Source organism: Burkholderia sp. D-99 (assembly GCF_011605345.1).
GTDB lineage: Bacteria > Pseudomonadota > Gammaproteobacteria > Burkholderiales > Burkholderiaceae > Burkholderia.
Genome location: NZ_JAAOXM010000005.1, coordinates 220,078 through 244,839 on the forward strand (window position 1 = coordinate 220,078; position 24,762 = coordinate 244,839).

Consider the following 24,762-nt stretch of genomic DNA (forward strand, 5'->3'; position numbering starts at 1 on the left):
TCATGCACGCCATGTGCCGGGCGCATACCGGGTTCACTGTCGCGTCGCGTGACCTCAGGACCAGTCGCGGCGCGCCCGCCAGCCTTGCTTCTTGAATCGGGTTGTATCGAGATTAGAGCATCGCGCCAAACCGGCGTCTGCCCTGTAATTCAAGGACACGACGTTTCGTGCGCGTATTCAATCGGACCGGTCATTCATTCGCACGGTCATGGTTTGCCGACTACCTGCCCGACGGCGTTCCCGTGTCGGGGGAGTAGGGATCCAGCAGCGACACGATCACCTTGCGCTCGCCGTCGAAGGGATTGCGCCCATGCGCGAATCGCATGTTGTCGACGAGCAGGACGTCGCCTTGCTGCCAGGGAAACTGGATCGCGCTTTCGCGGTACGCGTTGCGGATTTGCCCGATGTCGTCGAGATCGAATGGACTCCCGTCGCCGTAGAACGCGTTGCGTGGAACGCGATCCTCGCCGAACAGGCTGACGATCGAACTGGCGAGCGATGCTTCCAGGTTCGAGAGGTGGAACAGGTGGGCCTGGTTGAAGAAAACCCGGTCACGCGTGACCGGATGGTAGGCCACGCCCTGGTTGATCTGTGCGGTGCATAACGTGTCGTCGTCGAGCCATTCGTGCTCGATGCCGTTGTCTGCGCAGAAGGCCGCGACCTGGCTGCGGTCGGTGGTCTGAAAGACGGTTTCCCACGGAATGTCGACGTGCCGCCGGTAGTGCCGGACATAGCGAACCTGCTTCGCCTCGAAGTTCTCCAGGATGCGTGCTCCGATCCGGCGGCTCACCTCCCGCATGTCGGCGATCGGCGTTTCGCCGCCGGCCGTGGGTGCGCAAAGGCAGCAGAATGCGACGCGCAGCGGCCAGCTGCGTTGATACGCGTTTTCGCAATGAAGCGCGATCGTCTCGCTCGGCGGATACTCGGTGGCGGTGAAGATGCCGTTGCCGATCGAGGTGCGCGGCGTGGAACGATAGACGTAGTCGGACTGATGAGCCGACACCGCGTTCGAAAACGCCTCGAATTCGGCGACCGATGACACGTCGAAACCGCGAAACAGGAGCGCGCCATGTTCCAGAAGCCGCGATTCGAGTTCAACCCGATTGTCGTTCACCGCCAGCACGAGATCGTGCCCGTTCACTCGCCCGCTCGATGCCGGCTCCAGCAGCAACGGCGAGGCCCCGTCGGCAAGCAGCTTGCGCTCCGTCATGCCCAGCATGGTCAACTCTTCCTTATCTGGATGTGGATCGCGACGCACCGCGGACCGACCGGTCTTCACGGTTACGCTGCGGTGTGCCTATGCGCGGCAGGCCGTTTCCACCGCTTGTTCGAAGCGGTTGAGAATCTCGTGGATGTCCGCTTCCGAGACGATCAACGGCGGCAGGAACCTGAGTACCGCGCCATGACGGCCGCCGGTTTCGATCACGAGTCCGTTGCGCAGGCAATTCAGCTTGATGGCTTGCGCGAGCGCCGCATGGGTCGGGCCGGGTTGGCCATCGCGGCCGGGCAGCACGACTTCGACGCCGATCATCAGGCCGCGGCCGCGGATCTGGCCCAGACTGGGGAAGCGTTCGGCAATACGTTCGAGGCCGGCGACCAGCAGCTTGCCGACCGTGTCCGCGTGCGCCGGCAGCCCGTCCCGATCGACGATGCGCATGGTCGACAAACCGGCCACCATCGCGATCTGGTTGCCGCGGAAGGTGCCCGCGTGCGAGCCGGGCGGCCAGGTGTCCAGGCGCTTGTCATAGACCACCACCGACAGCGGATAGCCGCCGCCGAACGCCTTCGACAACACCAGGACGTCCGGCCGGATGCCGGAATGCTCGATGGCGAACAGCGCGCCGGTTCGGCCGAGGCCGGTCTGCACTTCATCGACGATCAGCGGGATTTCATGCCGCAGCGTCAGCTCGCGCAACTCGATCAGCCAGGCGTCGGAAGCGGGGATGCAGCCGCCTTCGCCTTGCACGACTTCGACGATGACGGCCGCGGGTTTCGTGATCCCGCTCTCGGGATCGGACAGGACCGTCCGGATATAGTTGATGCTGAGTTGATCGGTTGCCGAGCCGTCGGTGCCGAACGGGCAGCGAAAGGCATAGGGGTAGGGCAGGAAATGAACGTCGCGCCCGTTGCTGCCGGCCGATTTCGGCGTGAGATTGCCCGATGCGGCGAGTGCGCCGGTCGTCATGCCGTGGTAGGCGCCGTGGAACGCCATGATCGTCGGGCGGCCCGTATGATGCCGGGCGAGCTTGATCGCCGCTTCGACGCCATCCGCTCCGCTCGGACTGCAGAACTGGATCTTGCCGGTATCAGCGATCGCGTTCGGCAACATCGAGAACAGCTGTTCGACGAACGCGTGCTTGGCCGGCGTCGCCAGGTCGAGCGCCTGTTGCAGTTGACCGGAGGACAGGAACCGCATGACGGCTTCGTTGACTTCCGGGTGATTGTGCCCGAGTGCGAGCGTTCCGGCATTGGACAGGCAGTCGATGTATTCCTGCCCGTCGGAGTCGCGCATGCGTATGCCTTCGGCATGGGTAAACAGCCGTGGAAACGACGTCGCATAGGTTCGCGCGTTCGATTCGACATGCTTGAGATAATCGAGTTTTTCCATGCTTGGGGATCCGGCTTGCAGCGCGGATGATGGACACTGGCGAATCTGCATCGCTTCGTGTCGGCCAATGGTGCAACGGCAAGGGTGCAGCGGTACGGCTGATTGAAGCATGGTCTCCGTATCGCGTCTGCCACGGGAAAGCGGGACACCGGCGTGGCGTCAGGCCGGCACGGTCGAGCGGAAATAGTCGATGGTTCGACGCAGCCCCACTTCGAGCCCGATTGTCGGCTTCCAGTCGAGGTGGGTGCGTGCGAGGGTGATATCCGGACAACGTTGCGTCGGATCGTCCTTCGGCAGCGGCCGGAATACGATTCGCGACTTCGAGCCCGTCAGGCGCAAGATGATCTGCGCGAGTTCACTGACCGCGATCTCATGCGGATTGCCGAGATTGATCGGGCCGGTGATGTTCGCGGGCGTGTCCATCATCCGGATCAGGCCGCCGACCATGTCGTCGACATAGCAGAACGCGCGGGTCTGGCTGCCGTCGCCATACAGCGTGATGTCCTCGCCGCGCAGCGCCTGCACGATGAAGTTGGATACGACGCGACCGTCGTTGGGATGCATGCGCGGCCCGTACGTGTTGAAGATCCGTACCACCTTGATTTGCACGTTTTGCTGGCGGTGATAGTCGAAGAACAGGGTCTCCGCGCACCGTTTTCCTTCGTCATAGCACGCACGCGGCCCGAGCGGGTTGACGTTGCCCCGGTACGTCTCCGGTTGCGGATGCACGTCGGGGTCGCCGTACACTTCGCTCGTGGAGGTTTGCAGCACGCGTGCGTGCGTGCGCTTCGCGAGCCCCAGCATGTTGATCGCGCCCATCACGCTGGTCTTGGTGGTCTGCACGGGATCGAACTGATAGTGGATCGGCGATGCCGGACAGGCGAGGTTGTAGATCTCGTCCACCTCCACGTACAGCGGAAAGGTCACGTCGTGGCGCAGCGCCTCGAAGCTCGGGTTGCCGAGCAGCGCGGCCACGTTCTGCTTGGTGCCGGTGAAATAGTTGTCGACGCACAAGACGTCATGACCGAGTTCGATCAGGCGCTCGCACAGATGCGAACCGAGGAAACCCGCGCCACCGGTTACGAGGATCCGCTTTCGATTACGTTGCACAATTGCACTCCAGGTTTGACGCGTAGGTAACTGGCGAGCTGCCCCCGGGCACGTTCGGCGGGACCGCGAGGCGCTTCGCTTCGACGATCACGGCACGCCGATCGCGCGATGCGGACCCCGACGTGTGCGATGCCCGTCACGCTTGCAGGGCGGTCGATGCAACGTGATCCGCGCGCCGCAGGCGCGTCGCAATGATGTCGGCCATCGCCCGCATTTCGCTCCGGATAAAGAAGTGATCGCCGTCGATGACATGAAAATCGCAGCGCCCGGTCGTCGCGGCATCCCAGCCTGAAACGGAATCGGCAGGGACCTGTTCATCCGCCACGCCCGCGAACGCGGTGATGTCGACTGCCAGCCTGCGTCCAGGCACGGCCCGGTAGTTTTCGATCATCGTGAAATCCGCACGCAGCGCCGGCATCATCAACGCCATCATTTCGCGGTTGTCCAGCACCGCCTTCGGTGTACCGCCCATCTCGCGCAGCGCGTCGATGAACGCGCGGTCGTCCAGCGCCTGCATCCGTCGAACGGGGCGCTCCTTGCCCGGTGCAGCGCGCGCGCTTACGAACAGATGCCGGAGGTTCGGTCGCGCATGCGCGGGAAGCCGCAGCGCCAGTTCGACGGCAATCGCCGCGCCCATGCTGTGGCCGAGCAGTGCGAAGGGACGATCGAAGCAACTGCCCAGGTCGTCCAGCAACGCGTCGATCAGCGTCGCCATATCCCGCACGGCAGGCTCCGACAGGCGGCTGCCTCGGCCGGCAAGCTCATGACGGTGCACCTCGATCCCGGGCAATAGCGGTTGCAGGCCACGATAGACGGCGGCCGAGCCGCCCGCGTAAGGGAAACAGATCAGACGCATGCGAGCGGGTACTCGATCGGCGTACTTGCTGCCGGGCTGCCGGAGATCGCGCTGCAGGCATTCACGGGTTCGGCGTTGTTCACGACTAAAGGTTCGGTCATTGTTTTCATGGTGATGCGTCGGCCATCTTCACCTGGCGGGAATCGGGCTTGAACACCCGGCGCGGCTTCGCGATGCGCCAGGCGACAGGCCGTTTCCATAGCCGGTTCGCTAGCGCTGTACGAAGGCTGCGAGGCCGCACGCGAGCAGTCGCGGAAGCGTTGATTCGCGTCATGGAAATTCATGGTGCCGCCAGGATTCGGAATGCACCCGACCCGGCTGGGCATGAGTTAAACATGAGGCCGCGTGGATGTATGTCGTAGAAAAACGGGACGTGTGCAGTTCGAGCGTCGTCATGCGCGCGGCAGAGGAATGCGGGGGAGTTGACACCGGTCCTGGCGACGTCGCGCTCGGTGACCACGAATTCCTGCACGAATTTGAGCCACATGGCCCGAGTCTCGATCGTGGGCCAATTGGGTTGGGCCGACCAGGCCGCGAGGCCCGGCAAAAGGGGACGGGGCGGAAAGCGCTGCGGGTATTGGCTCACGGCACGGGCGCGATCCAAAATTAAACGAAATGTGATCCCTTCCCCCCGCAAAATTTTGCACAATGGCGGCAGCGCGGCACGTAACCGCGATTCGCCCCCGGGGAAACCGGCCAGCCGGCCCGGGCCCGGGGCCGGCCCGAACCGATATCCACCCCCGGCACCGACGTGCCGCCACCCGCCGCCATGGACCAACCGAAACGCATCCTGATCGTCGAAGACGACGCCGACATCGCCGACGTGCTGAGCCTGCACCTGCGCGACGAGCGCTACGAGGTCGTGCACAGCGCGGACGGCGCCGAAGGGCTGCGCCTGCTCGAGCAGGGTGGCTGGGATGCGTTGATCCTCGACCTGATGCTGCCGGGCGTCGACGGCCTCGAAATCTGCCGGCGCGCACGTGCGATGACGCGTTACACGCCGATCATCATCACGAGCGCGCGCTCGAGCGAGGTGCACCGGATCCTCGGCCTCGAGCTCGGCGCCGACGACTATCTGGCCAAGCCGTTCTCGGTGCTCGAACTCGTCGCGCGCGTGAAGGCGCTGCTGCGGCGCGTCGATGCGCTCGCGCGCGATTCGCGGATCGACGCGGGTACGCTCGACGTCGCGGGGCTGGCGATCGACCCGATCGCGCGCGAAGCGAGCGTCGACGGCACGCGCATCGACCTCACGCCGCGCGAATTCGACCTGCTGTACTTCTTCGCGCGACACCCGGGCAAGGTGTTCTCGCGGATGGACCTGCTCAATGCCGTGTGGGGCTACCAGCACGAAGGCTACGAACACACGGTCAACACCCACATCAACCGGCTGCGCGCGAAGATCGAGGCCGACCCGGCGGAGCCCGTGCGGATCCTCACCGTGTGGGGCCGCGGCTACAAGCTCGCCGCGCCGGGACAGCGGGACGGATGATGAAGCTCACCCTCACCCAGCGGCTGTCGCTCGTGTTCTCGGTGCTGCTGCTCGCGTGCTCGGGCGCGTCGGCGTGGCTGCAGATCCGCGCGAACGACATGCGCGAACAGGAAGTCGTGCAGGGGCTGTCCCGCGACCTGGCCGCCAACATCGTCAACAGCGTGACCCACAGCGCACCGCTGATGGACGCGAACGGGCTGCGCCCGGACGCCGTGCGCACGCTGTTCGGCCAGTTGATGGGCGTGAACCCGAGCGTCGAGGTCTATCTGCTCGACAACGCGGGGCGCATCAAGGGCGACGATGCGCCGCCCGGCCACGTGAAGCGCGACCGTGTCGATCTCGCCCCCGTGCAGCGCTTCATCGCGGGCGAGCCGCTGCCGATCCTCGGCGACGACCCGCGCAGCCCCGACGCACGCAAGGTCTTCAGCGCCGCGCCGCTGCAGCGCGCGGGGCAGCCGCCGTCGGGCTACATCTACGTGGTGCTGCTCGGCGAGGCGCACGACCAGCTGGCCGCGCGCGTGGACGCCGGCAACGTGCTGCGCACGACACTGTGGTCGATGGCGCTGGTCGCGCTGCTCGGCCTGCTCGCGGGCCTCACCGCGTTCAGCTTCATCACGCGCCCGCTGCGCCGGCTGACGGACGCGATGCGCCGCTTCGACGCGAATGGCACGCCCGACACGCAGCCGCCGGTGCCGCGTTCGCGTCCGGGCCGGCGCGGCGACGACATCGTCGTGCTCGAATCCGCGTTCGCGCAGATGGCCGACCGGATCGGCGACCAGTGGCGTGCGCTGACGCACCAGGACCAGCAGCGGCGCGAGCTGATCACGAACATCTCGCACGACCTGCGCACGCCGCTCACGTCGCTGCACGGCTACCTGGAGACGCTGTCGCTGAAGGCGGACACGCTCGCCGAGACCGAACGGCGGCGCTACCTGTCGATCGCGCTCGCGCAGAGCGCGAAGGTCGGCCGGCTCGCGCAGGCGCTGTTCGAGCTCGCCCGCCTCGAATCGGGCGGCGTGCAGGCCGAACGCGAGCCGTTCTCGCTCGTCGATCTCGTGCAGGACGTGTTCCAGAAGTTCGAGCTGACCGCGCAGGCGCGCGGCGTTGCGCTGCATGCGCGGATTCCGCCGCGGGTGCCGGTCGTGTCGGCCGATCTCGGGATGATCGAGCGCGTGCTGACCAACCTGCTCGACAACGCGCTGCGGCACACGCCTGCGCATGGCGAGGTCGAGGTCACGCTGGAGCCGCGCGGCGACCGCGTGCTCGTGACCGTGGCCGATACCGGGGAAGGGATTCCGGCGGCGCGGCGCGAAGGGTTGTTCCAGCGGCCGCAGCGGCCGATGAGCGGCGGCGCGGTGACGAGCGGCGGCCTCGGGCTGCTGATCGTGCACCGGATGCTGGCGCTCAACGGCAGCAGTATCCGGCTGGTCGACCGGGCCGGGCGTGGCGCGGTGTTCGAGTTCGCGCTGGCGGTGGCCACGCCGGCGATCGGCGACGGACGCTGACTGCCGCCAGCACCGCCAGCACCGCCAGCACCGCCAGCACCGCCAGCACCGCCAGTACCGCCAGCACAACCAGCACCGCCAGCACCGCCAGCACCACCAGCCCCCGCGCTCAACCGCCGCGCTTGTTGCGCCGCACGTCGCTCGGTGTCATGCCGGTCCAGCGCTTGAACGCGTGGCGGAAACCCACCGCATCGCTGAAGCCGAGCGTCAATGCGATGTCCTCGGTGCTGAGCGTGGTCGTGCTGAGATAGTCGATCGCGAGCGCCTTGCGCACGCTCGCCAGCAGATCGCTGTACGACGTGCCTTCCGCTTCGAGCTTGCGGCGCAGTGTGCGCGACGTGACGCACAGGATCGCCGCGATCGCGTCGATATCGGGAAACTGCCCGGGTGTGCGCGTGAGTTCCTGGTACACGCGCCGCGTGACGCCGGCCTGGCTGCGCAATTCATCGAGCAGGCTCGCGCAGTGCGACGACACCTGCGCGGCGGTAATCGGATTCGCGAGCTGCGGCGCGCGCGTGAGCCACGCGGCCGGGTAGCTGAGCACATGATGCGGCTGGTCGAAGGCGATCGGGCATTCGAGCGCATCGCCCAGCAGCGCCGCGTGCGTCGGCCGCGGCTGCACGAACTGCGCGCGCGCCGGCACGCACCACGCACCCATCACGTCCTTGATGATCGTCACGTGCAGCGCGAACTGCATGTCGATCAGGAAACGGTACAGCGGCTCGTCGAGATCGGGCAGCGCGACTTCGTGCCGGTCGGGAAACAGCCACGACGCGGTATCGCCCTGTTCGACCCAGCGGATCCCGAGCATGCCGTTCGCGAGCCGGTGATATTTGACGGCCGATTCGAACGCGTGCGCGAGCGATTCCGAACACAGCATCGCGTAACCGTACATCCCGTAGCTCGACACGTGCAGCCGGTGGCCGACGCGCACGCCGAGATCGGAGCCGTCGTAGCGGCCGATGGCATTGCGCGCGGCCGTGAGGAACTGCAGCGGCGACGTGAGCGTGAACGGGTCTGCGACGGCGGCCGGCGTGAGGCCGGTACCGTCGAGCACCGCGACCGGGTCGAGGCCGGCTTGTGCCGCCACGTCGAGCAGCACGGCCAGTTTGGCCGGCGTGAAGCGCTGCTGGCGCAACGCGTGGATCGGCTCGACGTCCGGCAGGCGGGCTGCGCGGGCGGTCGTCGGGTTCAAGGGCGCGCTGCGCGGCATGGGAGCATCCTGCGTCCGAATCGATATCGTTTACGGCACGCAATTCTGCTCGGGATCGGTCCCATGCGCCACAGGGTTCACCCTGATACGCGCGCCGGCGCCACCCGGCGCGGCGCGCGTCGGGCGCCGCGAACCGGCTTCAACCCGCCTGGAACACACCGGCCTCCCATGCAAACGGCTTCGCGAGCCGGTTCCACGTGTTGATCTGCGCGACGATCAGCGTGAGCGTGGCCAGTTCGTCGCGATCGAAATGCGCGCGCGTCGCGTCGACGAGTTCGTCGCCGATCGCGTGCTCGCTGATCAGTGTCAGCGCCTCGGCCCAGCGCAGCGCGGCCTGCTCCTTCGGGCTGTAGAGGCCGGGCGTTTCGTGCCAGACGGGCAGCAGGTGGTAGCGCAGCGGGTCTTCGCCCGCGTGAATGCCTTCCTTGATATGCCGGTCGAGACAATAGGCGCAGCCGTTGAGCTGCGACACGCGTGCGCGTACCAGCTCGACGAGCCGGAAGTCGTGGCCGGTGTCGTTCGCGTAGGCCTCGACGTTGAGCACGACGTCGAGCAGCCGGGCGGGGAGTTGTCCAAACGAGATGCGTTCTGGCATGGCGACTGACCTTTGAAAGTGTTGTTGGTTGTCTTGTTCCGGTTTGGCGTGCTGCCGTGGTCGGCGCCATATGTACAGTATTCCTGATTATCAGGCAGCGGGATCGACCGGCGAGAACAGGCGAGATGCGCACTTGATCCGTTGTGCGGATCCGGCGGCTTCATGGGCGGCGGCGCGCGGCACGTTCGGCCGTGGCGAACCGGAAGCGAAGCGATCGTATCAGGTGCGGCCGGCGACAGGAATCGCCGGATCCCGTATGTTGTTCATGCCGATCACGCGATAGTCGATGTGCGGGCGCGGTCAGCCCCGATCGTCCGCACGCGTGCGCAGAATCGCATCGGCGAACTCCACGAACCCGCTGCCGCCCGGGCCTTGCGTGATCCATCGCGGCAACGCAGGCAACTGCTGCAGATACTCGACCACGGTGCTCATGCCGGCCGTGTGCGTGAAGTAGCCGAACATCGGCGCGTCGTTGGTGGAATCGCCGGAATAGGCGACGCACTCGCGCGCCGAGCCGGCGTCGATGCCGAACGTGTCCGACAGCACGCGCAGCGACATCGACAGCTTGTCGTACCCGCCGACCCACCCGATGATCCACAGGTTGTTGATGGTCGCGTCCGCGCCGGCCGCGACCAGCGCGTCGCGTATGCGGTCGTCCTGGTCGCTGCCGGTGCGGGCGTACGCGAGCGACGTCAGCCTGAAGTCCTGGTCGTCCGCGTGACGGGCGGCGGGTACGGCCGTCTCGACCTGCCGCGCAATGCGCCGGAGTGCGTCGCGCGCGCCGGCGAGCGCATCGTCCGCATGCCAGTAACGGCGTTCGACGCCATGCCCGTCCGGGCTGCGCCGGATGAAGAGTCCGCCGTTTTCCGCAATCACGCCGTCGACCGGCCACATGCGCGCCATCTGGTCGCACCAGCCCGCCGGCGCGGCGGTCACGGGAATCACATGGATGCCGCGGGCCTGCAGGCGTTCGAGCGCCGCGTAGGTTTGCGCGGCCAGGCGGCCCTGATAGGTCAGGGTCTCGTCCATGTCGGTCAGCACGAATCGAACGGACGAGAAGGCTTCGGCGGGGGCCAGGGCAAGCGGCTGCATGTGCGCGACGAATGAATGACGATCGTCGATTATGAAGAAGGGCGACGGGCCGTGCTACGCCGCTTGATGCTTTGCAATTCGTGCCGGGGAATATACGATTCTGCGCGGCGCTCCACGAAGTTGCCTAGACAAGCGCATGCGCGCGTGTCCGTTTCGATCATCTTTTCGGCCGCCCGGATCATTTGCAAAGTACGCCGCGCGGGCGATAGTCGCCAGTCAGGCGACTGGCCCGCGCCCTCCGGCGTGCAGGCCGTCGTGCGAACGGCGCGCAGCTGGCGCGCCGTCCCCCGTGGAGTGAGACATGACGAAGAGACACTGGACCGGGTCGTATGGCTCGATCCCCGCCGAGATCGATCCCGATCGCCATCCTTCCGTAAGCGCGCTGCTGGACGACGCGATGCGCCGTTTCGCCGGTCGTCCGGCGTTCCATGCGTACGGCCGCACGCTCACCTATGCCGACGTCGACCGCCTGTCGACCGCGCTGGCCGCGTATCTGCAGCAGGTCGTGGGCGTCCGCAAGGGCGATCGCGTGGCCGTGATGCTGCCCAACGTGCTCGCGTTTCCGGTCGCGTTCGTCGCGGTCGCGAAGATCGGCGCGATCCAGGTCAACGTGAACCCGCACTACACGGCGCGCGAGCTCGAGCATCAGCTCAACGATGCGGGCGTCGAGGTCGCCGTGGTGTGCGGCGGGTCGATGGGCACGTTCGCCGAGGTGGTCGGCGGCACGCGCGTGCGCACCGTGCTGAGCGTCGGGCGCGGCGATCTCGGCGTCGTCGATGCGCCGGCCGGTGCATGCGACGCGCTGCCGCCTGGTTCGGTCCCGCTCGCGGAAGCCATTGCCGCCGGGGAGTCGCTCGCGTTCGAACCGGTGCCGCTCGGCGGCGCGGACCTGCTGCTGCTGCAGTACACGGGCGGCACGACGGGCCTGTCGAAGGGGGCCGCGCTGTCGCACCGCAACCTCGTCGCGAACATCGCGCAGTTCGGTGCGATCGTGCCGGCCGCGCGCGAGCCGGGCGAGGAGGTCGTCGTCACGGCGATCCCGCTGTATCACATCTTCGCGCTGACGGTGAACTTCCTGTCCTACTTCGCGATCGGCGCGCAGAACTGGCTGGTCGCGAACCCGCGCGACATGGACGGCTTCATCGACGTGCTGAAGGCCGCGCGCCCGACGGTGTTCGTCGGCGTGAACACGCTGTACGCGGGGCTCGCCGGCCATCCGCGCCTGACGGAAGTCGACTGGTCGCGGCTGAAGCTGTCGGCCGGCGGCGGCGCGGCCGTGATCGACGTGATCTCGTCGCGCTGGAAGGCGGTGACGGGCAACTTCATCCGCGAGGGCTACGGGCTGTCGGAAACGTCGCCGGTCGTGTCGTTCAACCCGCAGTCGATCGACGCGTTCACGGGCACCACGGGCCTGCCGCTGCCGTCGACCGACGTGAAGCTGCTTGACGACCAGGACAACGAGGTGGCGATCGGCGGCGCGGGCGAAATCTGCGTGAAGGGGCCGCAGGTGATGAGCGGCTACTGGCAGAAGCCGGAAGCGAATGCGGCCGCGTTCACGGCCGACGGCTATTTCCGCACGGGGGACGTCGGCGTGTTCGACGAAGCCGGCTTCCTGCGGATCGTCGACCGCAAGAAGGACATGATCATCGTGTCGGGCTTCAACGTGTACCCGAACGAGGTGGAAGCCGTCGCGACCGCCGTGCCGGGCGTTGCCGAATGCGCGTGCATCGGCGTGCCGGACGCGCGCACGGGCGAGGCCGTCAAGCTGTTCGTGGTGCTGGCGCAGGATGCCTGCGTCACGGAGGAACAACTCGTCGCGCATTGCCGCGAGAGCCTCGCGGCCTACAAGGTGCCGAAGCTGATTCGCTTCGTCGACCGGCTGCCGAAGTCGACCGTCGGCAAGATCCTGCGCCGGGAACTCAGCCGCACCGACTGATGGCGTCGGCGCGCCGCGCAGGGCCCGGCGCGCCGAAGGCCCGGAAGGCTCCGCGCGGGCCGCTCAAGTACAATGCGAGCGGTTCGATCGACGGGGACGCGATGACCGGTTCAGATTCACTTTCCGCCCAGCCCGGGCCCGGGCGGGCGCTGCCGTCGCCGAGCGCGACGGTGCCGATCTCGCTCGTCAACGGCTTCCTCGCGAGCGCCGGTGCGCAGCGCGACGTGGTCGAGCGCTACCTGCGCGGAGCCGGCATCCCGATCGAGCTGCTCGGCGAACCGCATGCGCGCGTGACGGAGGAACAGTTCTCGACGCTGTACCGTACGCTCGCGATCGACCTCGACGACGAGATGCCCGGCATCTTTTCGCGCCCGCTGCGCGGCGGCACGCTGAAGTACCTGTGCCTGAGCCTGCTCGATGCGCGCAACCTCGAAACGGCGCAGCACCGTTTCGGGCAATTCTTCCATATCCTGCTCGACGATTTCTTCGTCGAATCGAAGCGCGACGGCCTCGTCGCGCAGGTGCTGCTGCGCCCGAACGACGCCATCGGCCCGATCGGCGCGCTCGGCCAGGAACTGATGCTCAAGCTCGTGCACGGCGTGTGCTCCTGGCTGATCGGGCAGAAGATTCCGCTGCTGCAGATCGAGTTCGCGTGCCCGCGGCCGCGCCATGCGGTCGACCACCTGTATTTCTTCACCGGCTCCGTGGCGTTCGACTGCGAGCGCACGCTGATGCGCTTCAGTGCGGATTACCTCGACGCGCCGATCCGGCAGAGCAAGCGCAACCTGCGCAAGTTCCTCGCGCGCGCACCCGGCGACTGGATCTTCGAATCGTTCAGCGAACAGCTCGTGTGCCATCGCGTGCGGCAGTACCTGTCGGCAGCGTTGCCCGACCTGCCGGTGATCGACCAGGCGGCCGAGCACCTGCATTGCTCGGTGCGCACGTTGAGCCGCCACCTGGCCGCCGAAGGGACGACGTTCCAGGTGCTCAAGGACGAGTTGCGGCGCGACATCGCGATCCAGCGGCTGACCGATACGCCCGACACGATCGCGGCGATCGGTGCCGACATCGGCTTCGACGATCCGAGCGCGTTCCATCGCGCGTTCCGGCACTGGACGGGGAGCACGCCGGGGACTTACCGGCGGCGCGCATAACGCGTCGCTTCAAGGGTCAACGGAGCCGGTTCCCATAACCGGCTCCCTTCGCGGGTTCCCATGGACGGCTCCCATAGGCGGGGCGCTTCACGAGTCGACGGGACAGGCAGGGCGCCCGCTGCCGAAGCTGCGCACGGTGCTCGCGATCCGGGCGGCGAACTGCTCGATCATGCGCTGTTGCACGCGCACCATGTCGGCATAGCTTCCAGGAGCGGCCTCGTTGAGCCGCGTGCTGCACGAAATGCGCGGGCCCGGCGTGTCCTGCTGCACACCGACGGCCCAGTCGGCTTCGAACTGGGCCATGCTCCCGGGCCACGCATCGAAGCGGCGCACCTGCGTGCGGATGCTCATGACGGCCTGGTTCGACGGACGCGGCAGGCCGGTGACGTTGCGCGCGCCCAGTTGCTCGACGAGTGCCGACGAAAGTGCCGCGCGCAGCTCGTCGCCGAGCGGTGCGACCCAGCGTTCGTTGTCGAGTATCACCGCGCTGCCCGTGCCGCTGCGAACGACCATCTGCTGCTGGTCGAGCTGGGCGGGAATGCCGACCGGCAACACGTTGATCGCCAGCGGCGCGGTGCCGCGCGCAGTGGTTGCCGTCGCGGACGTGGCCGGCGAGACGAGCGTGTAGTAATGCACCGGGTTCGACGCGCAGGCGGTCAGCGCGATGACGGCACCTGCGCCCAGGGCGATCGTCCTGGCGCGAATCGGGAAGCTCATGGTTGTCGTGGCTCCTGCTGGACAGGCGGGGTTGAAGTGTCAGCCGGCGCGAGCAGTGCATGATCGGCCCCGGTTCCCCGCAGCAGCGATTCGGGACGGCGGCCCAGCATGTCGGTCAGCGTGCGCAACGAGCGCGCGGTACGCTGGACTTCGGTCAGCGTGTTCGCCAGGTTTTCCTGAAGCGGACCGTCCTCGGCGATGCCCTGACGCAACGCGCCGAACGTCTGGTTCGCCTGGTCGAGCGCGCGCGTCGTCGACGGCAGCAACTGGCCGTTGACCTGCCTGAGCGTCGCGTCCAGGTTCGTCAGGCTCGAATCGACATGCTTGCCGATCGAATTCAGCGGCATCTTGTTGATCTTGTCGACGATTTCGGCGACTTGCTCCGGCAGCTTGTCGAACGTACTGGTGACAGTGGGAATGGTCAGCGGCGTCGCATTGGCGTCGAACGGCACCTTCGGCGCGTTCTTCACGAAATCGAACGAAATGTAGAGCTGCCCCGTCAGCAGGTTGCCGGTACGCGTTTCCGCCCGGAGCCCGTGCTCGACCAGGCCCGCGAGGAACTGGGCCGCGCGCGGATTGCCGTTGCCTTCGGTCTTCTGCAGTTTCTCGACGACGGGGCCGAGACGATACGGATAAACCTTGACCATGACGATGGACCGGAAACGCTGGGTGGCACGGTCGAAGTCGAGCTGGGTGGAGACGACCTTGCCCATTTCGATGCCGGAAAATTCCACCGGCGCCCCGACCGCGAGCCCGCGCAACGGCTGTTCGAAACGCAGCCGGATGAGCTGGGACGGACCGTCCGGAGCGGCCATCGCGGCAGCTTCGTCGGCGGCGAGCGTAAACAGGTTGCCGGCAGGGGCGGCCGCCGTGCCGCCGTCTTCCGGTGTCGCGAACGCGATGCCGCCGCCCACGATCGTCGCGACCGACTGGGTTTTCAGCTTCAGGCCGTTCGCGTCGAGCGAAAGATCCATGCCGCTCGCATTCCAGAAGCGCGTATCGGTCGTCACCAGGCGATCGTACGGCGCATCGATGAACACCTGCAGGTTCATGTCGCGACTTTGCATGTCGAGCTTGTACGACGCGACGTGGCCCACCATCAGATGGCGGTAATAGACCGGCGAGCCGATATCGAGCGAGCCGAGATCGGTGGCCCGCAACGCGAAGCTCGTTCCCGGCGTGCCGTTGATGATGGTAGGCGGCGTTTCGAGCCCGGTGTAGGCTTTGCGCGCCTTGTCGGAGCGGCCCGTGTCCATGCCGATGTACGCGCCGGAGAACAGCGTATCGATGCCCGATACGCCGCTCATGCCGACGCGGGGCCGCACGACCCAGAAGCGCGTGTCGTCGCGAATCAGGTTGCGTGCATTCTTCACGAACGAAACCGTCGCGACCACGTGTGAACTGTCGTCGCTCAGCGAAATGGCGGTCACGGTGCCGATCACGACGTCCTTGTACTTGACGGGCGTCTTGCCGGCCTCGAGACCCTGCGCGGTGCTGAACGTGATCGTGATTTCCGGCCCGACGGACAACCACGCGTGGATCACCATCGACAGGCCGATCAGCGCCGCGACGAGCGGCACGAGCCAGACGAGCGAAAGCCGCAGCCGGTTGCGTGACACGGGCGGGTCGTGGGGTTCGAGGCCTTGCGGGCCGGATGCAGGATTCATGCTTCTTCGGCGTCCCAAATGAGGCGTGGGTCAAAACTCATCGCAGACAGCATCGTGAGAATGACGACCATGCCGAAAAACAAAATGCCGGCGCGCGGTTCGATCTCGGACAGCGGACCGAACTTCACCAGCGCACAGATGATCGCGACGACCAGCACGTCCAGCATCGACCAGTAACCGACCAGCTCGACCGCGCGGTACAGCACGGCCCGCTCGCGCATGGCCGACACGCTGCGCCGGCCGGTCGTGACGAGCAACATGCCGAGCGCGAGGAACTTCGTGCACGGCACGACGACGCTCGCGATGAAGATGACCGACGCGATGCCGTACGAGCCGGCTTTCCAGAACACCACGACGCCGCTGAGGATCGTCGATTCGCTGTGGCTGCCGAGCAGCGTGGTGCGCATCACCGGCAACAGGTTGGCCGGGATGTAGAAGATCAGGCTGGCGATCAGGAGCGCCCAGGCGCGCACGATGCTGTCCGAACGACGCGCGTGCAGCGCGGCCCCGCATCGCGGGCAGCGGGCCGTTTCCGCGGCATGCGGATGGGCGTCGTGCGCGGCGGATGCGTGCGTGCGGCAGACGAGGCCACATGCATGGCACCCGACCATGCCCAGCTGACTGGCGCGCACGGGCAGGCTCACGGGCGGCCTCCGTCGGCTTCCACCGGGACGACCCAGTCCCACAGCTGGCGCGCGTCGTGACCCGCGATCAGCGGGATCAGCACCATCAGCACGGCGGTGGCCCACAAGCCGGCGCCGGGAATGATCTGCATGATGCTGGACAGCTTGATGATGGCGATCAGGATGCCGAGCAATCCGACCTCGATCATGCTCCAGGGCCGCAGCGCGACGAGCAGCCGCATCAGCGGGCCGAATGCGGGTGCGCGATGTCCGGCACGGGCAAAGGCCAGCAACCAGATCAGCGTGGCGATCTGCAGGAACGGCACCACCACGATCGCGAGGGCCGTCGGAATCGCGATCGGCGCGGCGAAACCCTGGGCAAGCGCGAGCGCGGATTGCCACAGTGTGGCCTCGCTGTGCAGCCCCTGCACGCTGATCCGCATGATCGGGCAGAGGTTGGCGATGGCAAAGACCACGCCGGCCGCAACCGCCAGCGCGAGCCATCGGTCGATATCGAGCCAGCTCGATCGGAACAGCACGGCGGCGCAGCGTTCGCACCGCGCGACCTCGTGAGGCGCCAGCGCGCGGCGCCGGTAGACGCTGTCGCAATGCTCACAGGCGATCAGGGTCGGAAACGTGTCCATGTGTTCGTGTTGCTCGCGCATGCGTGCTCGATGACTTGCTTCGCAGTGTGCGTGGCGTCGATGGACGTTTTTGTGCGGTTTGATGGAGAAACGATGGAGCGGGATCAAAAGGCGCAGGCTGCCGGGTGGCTCTACAGGCGCACACAATCTGTCACGACAACGGCGAACCGGGGTTGGATGGGAGTGCTATCTTTCGCCGGACTTTCGTCGAAACGAATGGGCAGCAACGCCGAGCGCGATGCCCGTCATCGAAGCGAGCGCAACGAACGACGTGAAGCCGTTTCCACCCGCACGCTTGCCGGGACGCGCATAGCGCAACCCGATCTGCCACTCGTACGGGAGTTTCAGAAAAAGTCTTTTCACGGGGGAAGGGGCTGGCAGCGAATGCGGCGCAACGGGTTACAAGCCTGACCTGCGCGCCAGTTTGACGAGATCGATGACCGTCGCGACGAGCCCGGCCAGCAGCAAGGCGGCCAGCAGCAGATAGCTCGGCGTCTCCCGGATCACCACCGCGATCGGGTGGTCGGTCGCAGGAGACGAAACGGCGAGGATCAGCCCGTAGACGACGAACCACCCGGTCGCGATCGTCAGCACGACAGCGACCGTCAGCAGGCCGATGATCCGCGCAACGCGCAGCCGCGATCCATGAGGCGCGTTCACTGGGTGCTGCGCAGCCGGTAGCCGACGCCGCGCATCACCTCGGGCATCCCGGACGCGCCCGCGCATTCGAGTTTCTTGCGCAACCGGCTGATATGGCTGTCGACGGTACGCTCCAGCGCGTCGACGTCGGCGAGGCAGGCGTCGATCAGTTCGCTGCGCGTGAACACGCGGTTCGGCGAGCCGGCCAGGTGGGCGAGCAGCCGGAATTCGGTCAGCGTCAGCGAAATGCTGGTTTCCCCGATGTCCGTGCGGACCGTGGTCAGGTAGCTTTGCGTGTCGATTTCAAGGTTGCCGACCTTGATGAAGCGTCCCGCTGCGGTTGTTTCCAGGCGGCGCAGGATCGCACGGATGCGCGCGACCACCTCGGCCGGATTGAAGGGCTTCGTGATGTAGTCGTCCGCACCGAAGCGCAGCCCCTGCAAGCGATCGATTTCGCGGTCGAGCGCCGTGATGATGACGATCGGCGTGTCGCCGCGGCGCCGCAGTTCGACCAGGACTTCCCAGCCGTCTTTCTTCGGCATCCTGACGTCGAGCAGGATCAGGTCGGGTTTCAGCACGGGCTGCACGTCGAGCACGGCCTGGCCGTGACTGACGCGGTAGGTGCGATAGCCGTCGTGAGCGAGATAGGCGTCGAGTATTTCGGCGATCTCCGGATCGTCTTCGGCAATGAGTATCAGAGGGTTCATCGGGTTCACCGGAAGTGAGCGTGACCTGCAGGCGGGCCGGCGGCGCGGCACGTGCGCCGCCGGACTTCACCGTGCGTTCAGTCGTCGCGAACGGAAGGGCGACGACTCGTTGCTCAGTTGTTCGCCACGTTGTTGGCGGGAGGCACGTCGGTGTCGACCAGACCGCCACCGAGCGCCTTGTAGAGCGCGACCGCGTTGCCCAGTTCGGCATTGCGCAGATCCAGCAAGGCCTGACGCGCGGCATACAGCTGCCGCTGCGAGTCGAGCAGTTCCAGCCGATCCTCGATGCCGGCGCGATAGCGCAGGTTCACGAGATCGGTACGGCGCTCGGCGCTCTTGACGACCCGGCTCTGCGCGTCGATCTGGCGGCTGAACGTCTCGCGCCCGGCGAGGCCGTCGGCCACTTCGCGGAACGCGGTCTGGATCGATCGTTCGTACTCGACGACCGCACTGGACTTGCGCACTTCCGCGAGATTCAGTTCGGAACGCAGCCGGCCGCCCTGGAAGATCGGCAGCGTGACCTGCGGCGCAAAGCTCCACACGTTCTGGCCGCCGGCGAACAGGCTGCCCAGCCCCGGGCTCAGGAAGCCGATCGACGAGGTCAGCGACAGGCGCGGGAAGAACGCCGCGCGTGCCGCGCCGATGTCGGCGTTGGCGGCGACGAGGTTCTGCTCGGCCTGCTGGATGTCCGGCCGGCGGTACAGCAATTCCGACGGCAGGCCGGCCGGCAGTTGCGTCATCACTGGCTGGCGTTCCAGCGACAGCGGGTCGGGCAGGGTCTTCGGCAGGTCGGTGCCGACCAGCAGACGTAGCGCGTTGCGTGCTTGCTCGACGGCGCGCGAACGCGCTTCGAGATCGGCGCTGGCGCTCGCGACCTGGCCTTCGGCCTGCGCGATGTCGACGCCGCTCGCCTGGTTCGCTTCCTTGAGCCGGCGTGCGAGATCGAGCGACTGACGCCAGTCGTTCAGCGTGCGTTCGGACAGCGCACGCTGTTCCTGCGCGAGGCGCTCGGCGAAATACGCGTTGGCCACGGAGCCGACGAGCGCGATCTGCACCGCGCGGCGGCCGTGATCGGTTGCGAGGTAGCGCGCGAAAGCTGCATCGGACAGCGACTTCACGCGGCCGAACAGGTCGATCTCGAACGCGCTGACGCCGACGTTTACACCGTACTGGTTCTGCGTCGTCTCGAACACCGGCGGGTTCGATTGCGAGTCGGCCGGCGTACGCTGGCGCGTGAAGCTCGCACCGGTGCCGATCGACGGCAGGCGCGCGGAACGCTGGATGCCGTACTGCGCTTCGGCGGCCTGGACGTTCAGCGCGGCCAGGCGCAGGTCGCGGTTGTTGTCGAGCGCGAGCTCGATCAGGCGCTGCAGGCGACGGTCGCCGAACATCGTGCGCCAGCCGAGATCGGCTGCGTTCGCGTGCTGGTCGGCCGCGGCAGCGGTCGTATAGGCGGTCGGCACCGGCATCTCGGGCTTGACCAGCTTGGGTGCCATCGAGCAGGCCGACAGCGCGAGGGCGGCGGAAACCGCAGCGGAAAGAATGAGCAATCGCATGGCATCAACCTTCTTGTTCGTGGGTCACGGTGGCGGGCTTCTTGCCGGATGCGCGCCATGCCGAGATGCGTTCCTGGAGGCTCATCACGAACACGAAGAAGACCGGAACGAAGAAAATGGCCAGCACGGTGGCGGTGATCATGCCGCCCAGCACGCCGGTACCGATCGCGTGCTGCGTCTCGGAGCTGGCGCCGGAGGCGATGACGAGCGGCACCACGCCGAGCCCGAACGCGAACGACGTCATCAGGATCGGACGCAGGCGCAGCTTGGACGACTGTACGGCAGCCTCGATCAGCCCCATACCCTCTTCGCGCAGCTGCTTCGCGAACTCCACGATCAGGATTGCGTTCTTCGCCGACAGGCCGATCACGGTGATCATCCCGACCTTGAAGAACACGTCGTTCGGCAGCCCGCGGAGCATCACCGCGCCGAGTGCGCCGATCAGGCCGAGCGGCACCACCAGCATCACCGACAACGGGATCGCCCAGCTCTCGTAGAGCGCCGCGAGCACCAGGAACACGACGATCATCGACAGCGCCATCAGCATCGGCGCCTGCGATGCCGATTCACGCTCCTGCAGCGACTGGCCAGTCCAGGCCACCGTGAAGCCCGGCGGCAACTGCGCTGCCAGACGCTCCATCTCGGCCATTGCCGCGCCGCTGGAGTAGCCGGGGGCCGAACCGCCGGAGATACGCGCGGACGGGTAGCCCTGGAAGCGCACCATCTGGAGCGGGGCTTCCGACCAGACCGGATGCACCACTTCGGACAGCGGCACCATGCCACCGGTCGCGTTGCGCACGTAGAGCTTCATGACGTTGTCGATCTGCATGCGTGCCGGGGCATCGGCCTGGATGATCACCTGCTGCATGCGGCCCGCGTTCGGGAAGTCGTTCACGTAGGTCGAGCCCATCGCGGCCGACAGCGTGTCGCTGATGGTCGTGAACGACACGCCGAGCGCTTCGGCCTTGTCGCGGTCGATGTCCAGCCGCACGCTCGTGCCGGCCGGCAGGCTGTCCGGATAGACGCCGGTCACCACCTTGCTTTGCGCGGCCAGTTCGAGCAGCTTGGTTTCAGCCGCCTTGAGCGCCGCGTAGCCCTGGTTGGCGCGATCCTGCAGACGCATCGTGAAGCCTGAGCTGGTGCCCAGCCCGTCGATCGCCGGCGGCAACAGGCTCATGACCGTGCCTTCCGTCACGCCGCCCGTCGCGGCCTGCGCGCGCATCGCTTCTTCCAGCGTGGACGAACCCTCGCGCTTGTCCCAGTCCTTGAGCACCGCGTAGTTCAGTGCCGCGTTGGAGCCGAGGCCGGAGAAGCCGTAGCCGATGATGGAGATGCTCGACTGGATCGCCGGACGCGACGCGAGATGCTTCTCGAGGGTCTTGACCACGTCACCCGTGCGCTCGACGGTCGAATCCGCCGGGAGCAGGAAGCCGGTCATGAAGTAGCCCTGGTCTTCCTCGGGCAGGAACGACGACGGCAGCATGCGGAAGCCGAACACCAGCGCGACGGCGATCGCGACGAACAGCAGCATCACGCGGCCCGTGCGGCCGACCAGCCGGCCGACGCGCGTTTCGTACCAATCCGTGAGGCGGTCGAAGCGGCGGTTGAACCAGCCGAAGAAGCCACGCTTCTCGTGGTGGCCAGGCTCGACCGGCTTGAGCATCGTCGCGCACAGGGCCGGCGTCAGCGTCAGCGCGAGCACGGCCGAGAACATGATCGACACGGCCATCGACAGCGTGAACTGCTGATAAATCACGCCGACCGAGCCGCTCGACATCGCCATCGGGAGGAACACGGCCGTCAGCACCAGCGTGATGCCGATAATGGCGCCGGTGATTTCCTTCATGGCCTTGATCGTCGCGTCCTTCGGCGACAGGCCTTCTTCCATCATCAGGCGTTCGACGTTCTCCACGACGACGATCGCATCGTCGACGATGATGCCGATCGCGAGCACCATGCCGAACATCGTCAGCACGTTGATCGAGAAGCCTGTCATCAGCATGACCGTGAAGGTGCCGAGCATCGCCACCGGCGCGACGATCGCCGGGATCAGCGTGTAGCGCACGTTCTGCAGGAACAGGTACATCACCAGGAACACGAGCACCATCGCTTCGAGCAGCGTGTGAATCACTTTCTCGATCGAGATCTTCACGAACGGCGCGGTATCGAACGGGATCGAGTAGGTCATCCCGGCCGGCATGGTCTTGGCGATCATGTCCAGCTGCGCGCGCACGGCCTCCGCGGTCTTCACCGCGTTGGCGCCCGGCGCCAGCTGTACGCCGGCGAAGGTGGCGGGTTTGCCGTTCTCGCTGTTGACGAAGGTGAATGCCTGCGGGCCGAGTTCGACCCGCGCGACGTCACCGAGCACGACCTTCGAGCCGTTCGCATTCGCGCGCAGCACGATCTTTGCGAACTGCTCCGGTGACGTGAGCTGGCCTTGCGCGGTGAGCGGCACCGTCACGCGCTGGCCCGGCAGTGCGGGCGCCGCACCGAGGCTGCCCGGGGCGATCTGCATGTTCTGCTGGCTGATGGCCGTCGTCAGGTCGCTCATCGACAGGCCGTAGGTGATCAGCTTCTGCGGATCGACCCAGATGCGCATCGCCTGTTCGGAGCCGAACAGTTGCACCTTGCCGACGCCTTCGACACGTCGCAAGTCCTCGACAACGTTGCGCGCCATGTAATCCGCGAGTGCGTTTTCGTCGTAGCGGCCGCTTTCCGACTTGAGGCCGACGAACAGCAGGAAGCCCGTGGCGGCCGATTGCACGTTCACGCCGTTTTGACGCACGACGGGGGGCAGGCGCGGTTCGACGGTCTTGAGCTTGTTCTGTACCTCGACCTGCGCCAACGCGGAATCGGTGCCGGGCTTGAAGGTCACGGTGATCTGCGCCTGACCGGAGGTATCCGCCGACGATTCGAAGTACAGCAGGTTTCTCACGCCGGACAGTTCGCGCTCGATGAGGCTCAGCACGCTGTCGCTCATCGTTTGCGGCGTGGCGCCCGGGTAGGTGGCGGTAATGGTCACGCTCGGCGGTGCGACCGACGGATAGCGCGCAACCGGCAGTTCGGGGATGGCGATCAGGCCCAGCAGGATGATGAAGAGGGCGATCACCCACGCGAAGACCGGGCGCCGGATGAAGAATTGGGACATGACTGGAGGCTCCCCGTGACTCAGTGCGTGGAAGCGGTGTTGACCGCTTCAGGCGCCTTCCATGCGGTCGCGGTCACGGCCGCGCCGTCGCTCAGGCGCTCCATGCCTTCGACGACGACCTTCTGGCCCGCCTGCAGACCCGACTTGATGCGGTAGCTGCGGTGCGTCAGCTCGCCGACTTCGACGCCCTTGAGATGCGCGGCGCCCTTCGCGTCGAGCACCCAGACCTGCGTCTTGCCGCCGGCGCGGACGATCGCCTGTTGCGGGACGGTCAGCGCGTTGGCGTAGTGCGCGCGCGGGATGCGGGCACGCACGTACATGCCCGGCAGCAGCTCGCGCTTCGGGTTGTCGACCAGCACGCGCAGCAGCACGTCGCCGGTACCCGGGTCGACGTTGACGCCCGAGAACAGCATGCGGCCCTTCACGTCGTAGCGCGAGTCGTCGTCGCGCAGCACGTCGACCGGCAGGCCGTTGCCCGCGTCGTCCGGCTGTCCCGCGAGCGCGCCGCGCAGCGAATCGAGCGACGCGGCCGGCTGGCGGACGTCCACATAAACCTGGTCGATCTGCTGGATGCGTGCCATCGGCTGGCTGTCGCTGCTCGCGACGAGCGCACCCTCGGTCACGAGGGCCTGGTCGATGCGGCCCGTGATCGGCGCTTCGACGGTCGCGAACTTCAGGTCGAGCTGGCGGCGCGCGAGCGTCGCGCGGGCCTGCGCGACGTCGGCGGCAGCCTGGTCGCGTTGCGACACCGAGTCGTCGTAGACCTGACGGCTGATCGCGTCGGCCTCGACCAGCGGCTTGAGACGCGTGGTCTGCACCTTGGCCCGTTCGAGCGCGGCTTCCGCACGTTGCAGGGCCGCCGCGGCCGTGTCCATGTCGGCCTTGAACGGCGCCGGGTTGATTTGGAACAGCGGCTCGCCCGCCCGCACTTCCGAGCCCTGTTCGAACAGCCGTCGCTGCACGATGCCGCTGACCTGCGGCCGGATCTCCGCGATCCGGTGGGCCGCGACGCGGCCGGGCAGGTCTTCGGTCAGGTCGAGGGGCGAGGCCGCCAGCGTCATCGCCGCAACCGGGATGGCCGGCGCGGCGGCCTGCTGTTCGGAGGGCCCGCAGCCCGCCAGCATCGCCGCCACCAGCGCGCACACGGCGCTGTAGCAGGCTCGTTTCTGATTCTTCATGTGGACTCCTTGGGACGCAGGCACCCAATGGCCCGCATTTTCGGTTCGCAGTGTGCGTGTGCCCGATGGAGTTTTTTGTGCGGAAAGATGGAGGTTTGATGGAGGGGCGAAAGAATGGCGGGAGGGCGATGCGGCGGCGGGCCGAGCCCGAAGATGACGGGCTCCCGGGGCGACCTGGCGGTATCCGGGAGCGGGATGGGCGGCGAGGGCATCCCGGAATGCCGCAATCATCTGATGAAATGGCGGCGGCCGTGCATGCCATCGGCATCGCCGGCTTGGCGCTCCGGGCGCCGTTACCGCGAGGAGCGCTTCGGCGTGGGCGACG

At 66.8% G+C, this 24,762-nt stretch carries 21 protein-coding genes and 1 pseudogene; 4 read left to right on the forward strand and 18 right to left on the reverse strand.

Annotated features, from left to right (window positions below):
- Window positions 1-220: 220 nt before the first annotated feature.
- The 5 genes from HAV18_RS20580 to HAV18_RS20600 all read right to left on the reverse strand — a co-directional run bounded on the left by HAV18_RS20580 (window position 221) and on the right by HAV18_RS20600 (window position 4,858).
- Window positions 221-1,219 carry a TauD/TfdA family dioxygenase gene (locus HAV18_RS20580; protein ID WP_166959117.1) on the reverse strand — a complete coding sequence of 333 codons (999 nt, stop codon included), beginning with the start codon at window positions 1,217-1,219 and terminating at the stop codon, window positions 221-223.
- A 78-nt stretch (window positions 1,220-1,297) separates the two neighbouring features.
- Complete coding sequence (locus HAV18_RS20585) at window positions 1,298-2,608, reverse strand: diaminobutyrate--2-oxoglutarate transaminase family protein (protein ID WP_166959119.1); 1,311 nt, start codon at window positions 2,606-2,608, stop codon at window positions 1,298-1,300.
- Window positions 2,609-2,767: 159 nt separating this feature from the next.
- Window positions 2,768-3,718, reverse strand: a complete 951-nt coding sequence (locus HAV18_RS20590) for a UDP-glucuronic acid decarboxylase family protein (RefSeq protein WP_166959121.1) — start codon at window positions 3,716-3,718, stop codon at window positions 2,768-2,770.
- Between the two features lie 136 nt (window positions 3,719-3,854).
- Complete coding sequence (locus tag HAV18_RS20595; protein WP_166959123.1) at window positions 3,855-4,574, reverse strand: thioesterase II family protein; 720 nt, start codon at window positions 4,572-4,574, stop codon at window positions 3,855-3,857.
- Window positions 4,565-4,858 (reverse strand): hypothetical protein, encoded by a 294-nt coding sequence (locus HAV18_RS20600; RefSeq protein WP_166959125.1) that lies wholly within the window; start codon window positions 4,856-4,858, stop codon window positions 4,565-4,567. Before HAV18_RS20600 ends, HAV18_RS20595 begins: the two co-directional genes overlap by 10 nt.
- 485 nt (window positions 4,859-5,343) lie before the next feature.
- Here HAV18_RS20600 and HAV18_RS20605 point away from each other — a divergent pair, with 485 nt between their 5' ends.
- Together HAV18_RS20605 and HAV18_RS20610 are read left to right on the forward strand one after the other, a co-directional pair.
- Window positions 5,344-6,063, forward strand: a complete 720-nt coding sequence (locus HAV18_RS20605) for a response regulator transcription factor (protein WP_166959127.1) — start codon at window positions 5,344-5,346, stop codon at window positions 6,061-6,063.
- A complete protein-coding gene (locus HAV18_RS20610; RefSeq protein ID WP_166959129.1) occupies window positions 6,063-7,568 on the forward strand; it encodes a HAMP domain-containing sensor histidine kinase in 1,506 nt (501 codons plus the stop codon). The genes HAV18_RS20605 and HAV18_RS20610 overlap by 1 nt, the downstream gene beginning before the upstream one ends.
- A gap of 109 nt (window positions 7,569-7,677) precedes the next feature.
- Here HAV18_RS20610 and HAV18_RS20620 read toward each other — a convergent pair whose 3' ends face one another.
- The 3 genes from HAV18_RS20620 to HAV18_RS20630 all read right to left on the reverse strand — a co-directional run bounded on the left by HAV18_RS20620 (window position 7,678) and on the right by HAV18_RS20630 (window position 10,468).
- Window positions 7,678-8,781, reverse strand: coding sequence for an AraC family transcriptional regulator (locus tag HAV18_RS20620; RefSeq protein ID WP_166959131.1), 1,104 nt, complete (start codon window positions 8,779-8,781; stop codon window positions 7,678-7,680).
- 139 nt (window positions 8,782-8,920) lie between these two features.
- A complete protein-coding gene (locus tag HAV18_RS20625; protein ID WP_166959133.1) occupies window positions 8,921-9,376 on the reverse strand; it encodes a carboxymuconolactone decarboxylase family protein in 456 nt (151 codons plus the stop codon).
- 300 nt (window positions 9,377-9,676) lie between these two features.
- Window positions 9,677-10,468, reverse strand: coding sequence for an HAD-IIB family hydrolase (locus HAV18_RS20630; RefSeq protein ID WP_166959135.1), 792 nt, complete (start codon window positions 10,466-10,468; stop codon window positions 9,677-9,679).
- A 301-nt stretch (window positions 10,469-10,769) separates the two neighbouring features.
- Between HAV18_RS20630 and HAV18_RS20635 the strand changes: the two genes are divergently transcribed.
- A complete protein-coding gene (locus HAV18_RS20635; protein ID WP_166959137.1) occupies window positions 10,770-12,404 on the forward strand; it encodes an AMP-binding protein in 1,635 nt (544 codons plus the stop codon).
- Window positions 12,404-13,558, forward strand: a complete 1,155-nt coding sequence (locus tag HAV18_RS20640) for an AraC family transcriptional regulator (RefSeq protein ID WP_166959139.1) — start codon at window positions 12,404-12,406, stop codon at window positions 13,556-13,558. Before HAV18_RS20635 ends, HAV18_RS20640 begins: the two co-directional genes overlap by 1 nt.
- Before the next feature lie 87 nt (window positions 13,559-13,645).
- Here HAV18_RS20640 and HAV18_RS20645 read toward each other — a convergent pair whose 3' ends face one another.
- The 10 genes and pseudogenes from HAV18_RS20645 to HAV18_RS20690 form a co-directional block, all read right to left on the reverse strand.
- On the reverse strand, window positions 13,646-14,275 hold the full coding sequence (locus HAV18_RS20645) for a membrane integrity-associated transporter subunit PqiC (RefSeq protein WP_166959141.1): 630 nt from the start codon (window positions 14,273-14,275) through the stop codon (window positions 13,646-13,648).
- A complete protein-coding gene (locus HAV18_RS20650) occupies window positions 14,272-15,942 on the reverse strand; it encodes an intermembrane transport protein PqiB (protein ID WP_166959143.1) in 1,671 nt (556 codons plus the stop codon). The genes HAV18_RS20645 and HAV18_RS20650 overlap by 4 nt, the downstream gene beginning before the upstream one ends.
- A complete protein-coding gene (locus tag HAV18_RS20655) occupies window positions 15,939-16,586 on the reverse strand; it encodes a paraquat-inducible protein A (protein ID WP_166959145.1) in 648 nt (215 codons plus the stop codon). The genes HAV18_RS20650 and HAV18_RS20655 overlap by 4 nt, the downstream gene beginning before the upstream one ends.
- On the reverse strand, window positions 16,583-17,230 hold the full coding sequence (locus HAV18_RS20660) for a paraquat-inducible protein A (RefSeq protein WP_166959147.1): 648 nt from the start codon (window positions 17,228-17,230) through the stop codon (window positions 16,583-16,585). Before HAV18_RS20660 ends, HAV18_RS20655 begins: the two co-directional genes overlap by 4 nt.
- Before the next feature lie 198 nt (window positions 17,231-17,428).
- A pseudogene (locus HAV18_RS20665) lies at window positions 17,429-17,557 on the reverse strand (lipoprotein-releasing system transmembrane subunit LolC); the annotation flags it as partial.
- Between the two features lie 51 nt (window positions 17,558-17,608).
- A complete protein-coding gene (locus tag HAV18_RS20670) occupies window positions 17,609-17,869 on the reverse strand; it encodes a hypothetical protein (RefSeq protein WP_166959149.1) in 261 nt (86 codons plus the stop codon).
- On the reverse strand, window positions 17,866-18,555 hold the full coding sequence (locus tag HAV18_RS20675) for a response regulator (RefSeq protein ID WP_166959151.1): 690 nt from the start codon (window positions 18,553-18,555) through the stop codon (window positions 17,866-17,868). Before HAV18_RS20675 ends, HAV18_RS20670 begins: the two co-directional genes overlap by 4 nt.
- A 113-nt stretch (window positions 18,556-18,668) precedes the next feature.
- Window positions 18,669-20,111, reverse strand: a complete 1,443-nt coding sequence (locus HAV18_RS20680; RefSeq protein ID WP_166959153.1) for an efflux transporter outer membrane subunit — start codon at window positions 20,109-20,111, stop codon at window positions 18,669-18,671.
- A gap of 4 nt (window positions 20,112-20,115) precedes the next feature.
- A complete protein-coding gene (locus tag HAV18_RS20685) occupies window positions 20,116-23,259 on the reverse strand; it encodes an efflux RND transporter permease subunit (RefSeq protein WP_166959155.1) in 3,144 nt (1,047 codons plus the stop codon).
- Window positions 23,260-23,279: 20 nt separating this feature from the next.
- On the reverse strand, window positions 23,280-24,437 hold the full coding sequence (locus HAV18_RS20690) for an efflux RND transporter periplasmic adaptor subunit (protein ID WP_166959157.1): 1,158 nt from the start codon (window positions 24,435-24,437) through the stop codon (window positions 23,280-23,282).
- Window positions 24,438-24,762: the final 325 nt, after the last annotated feature.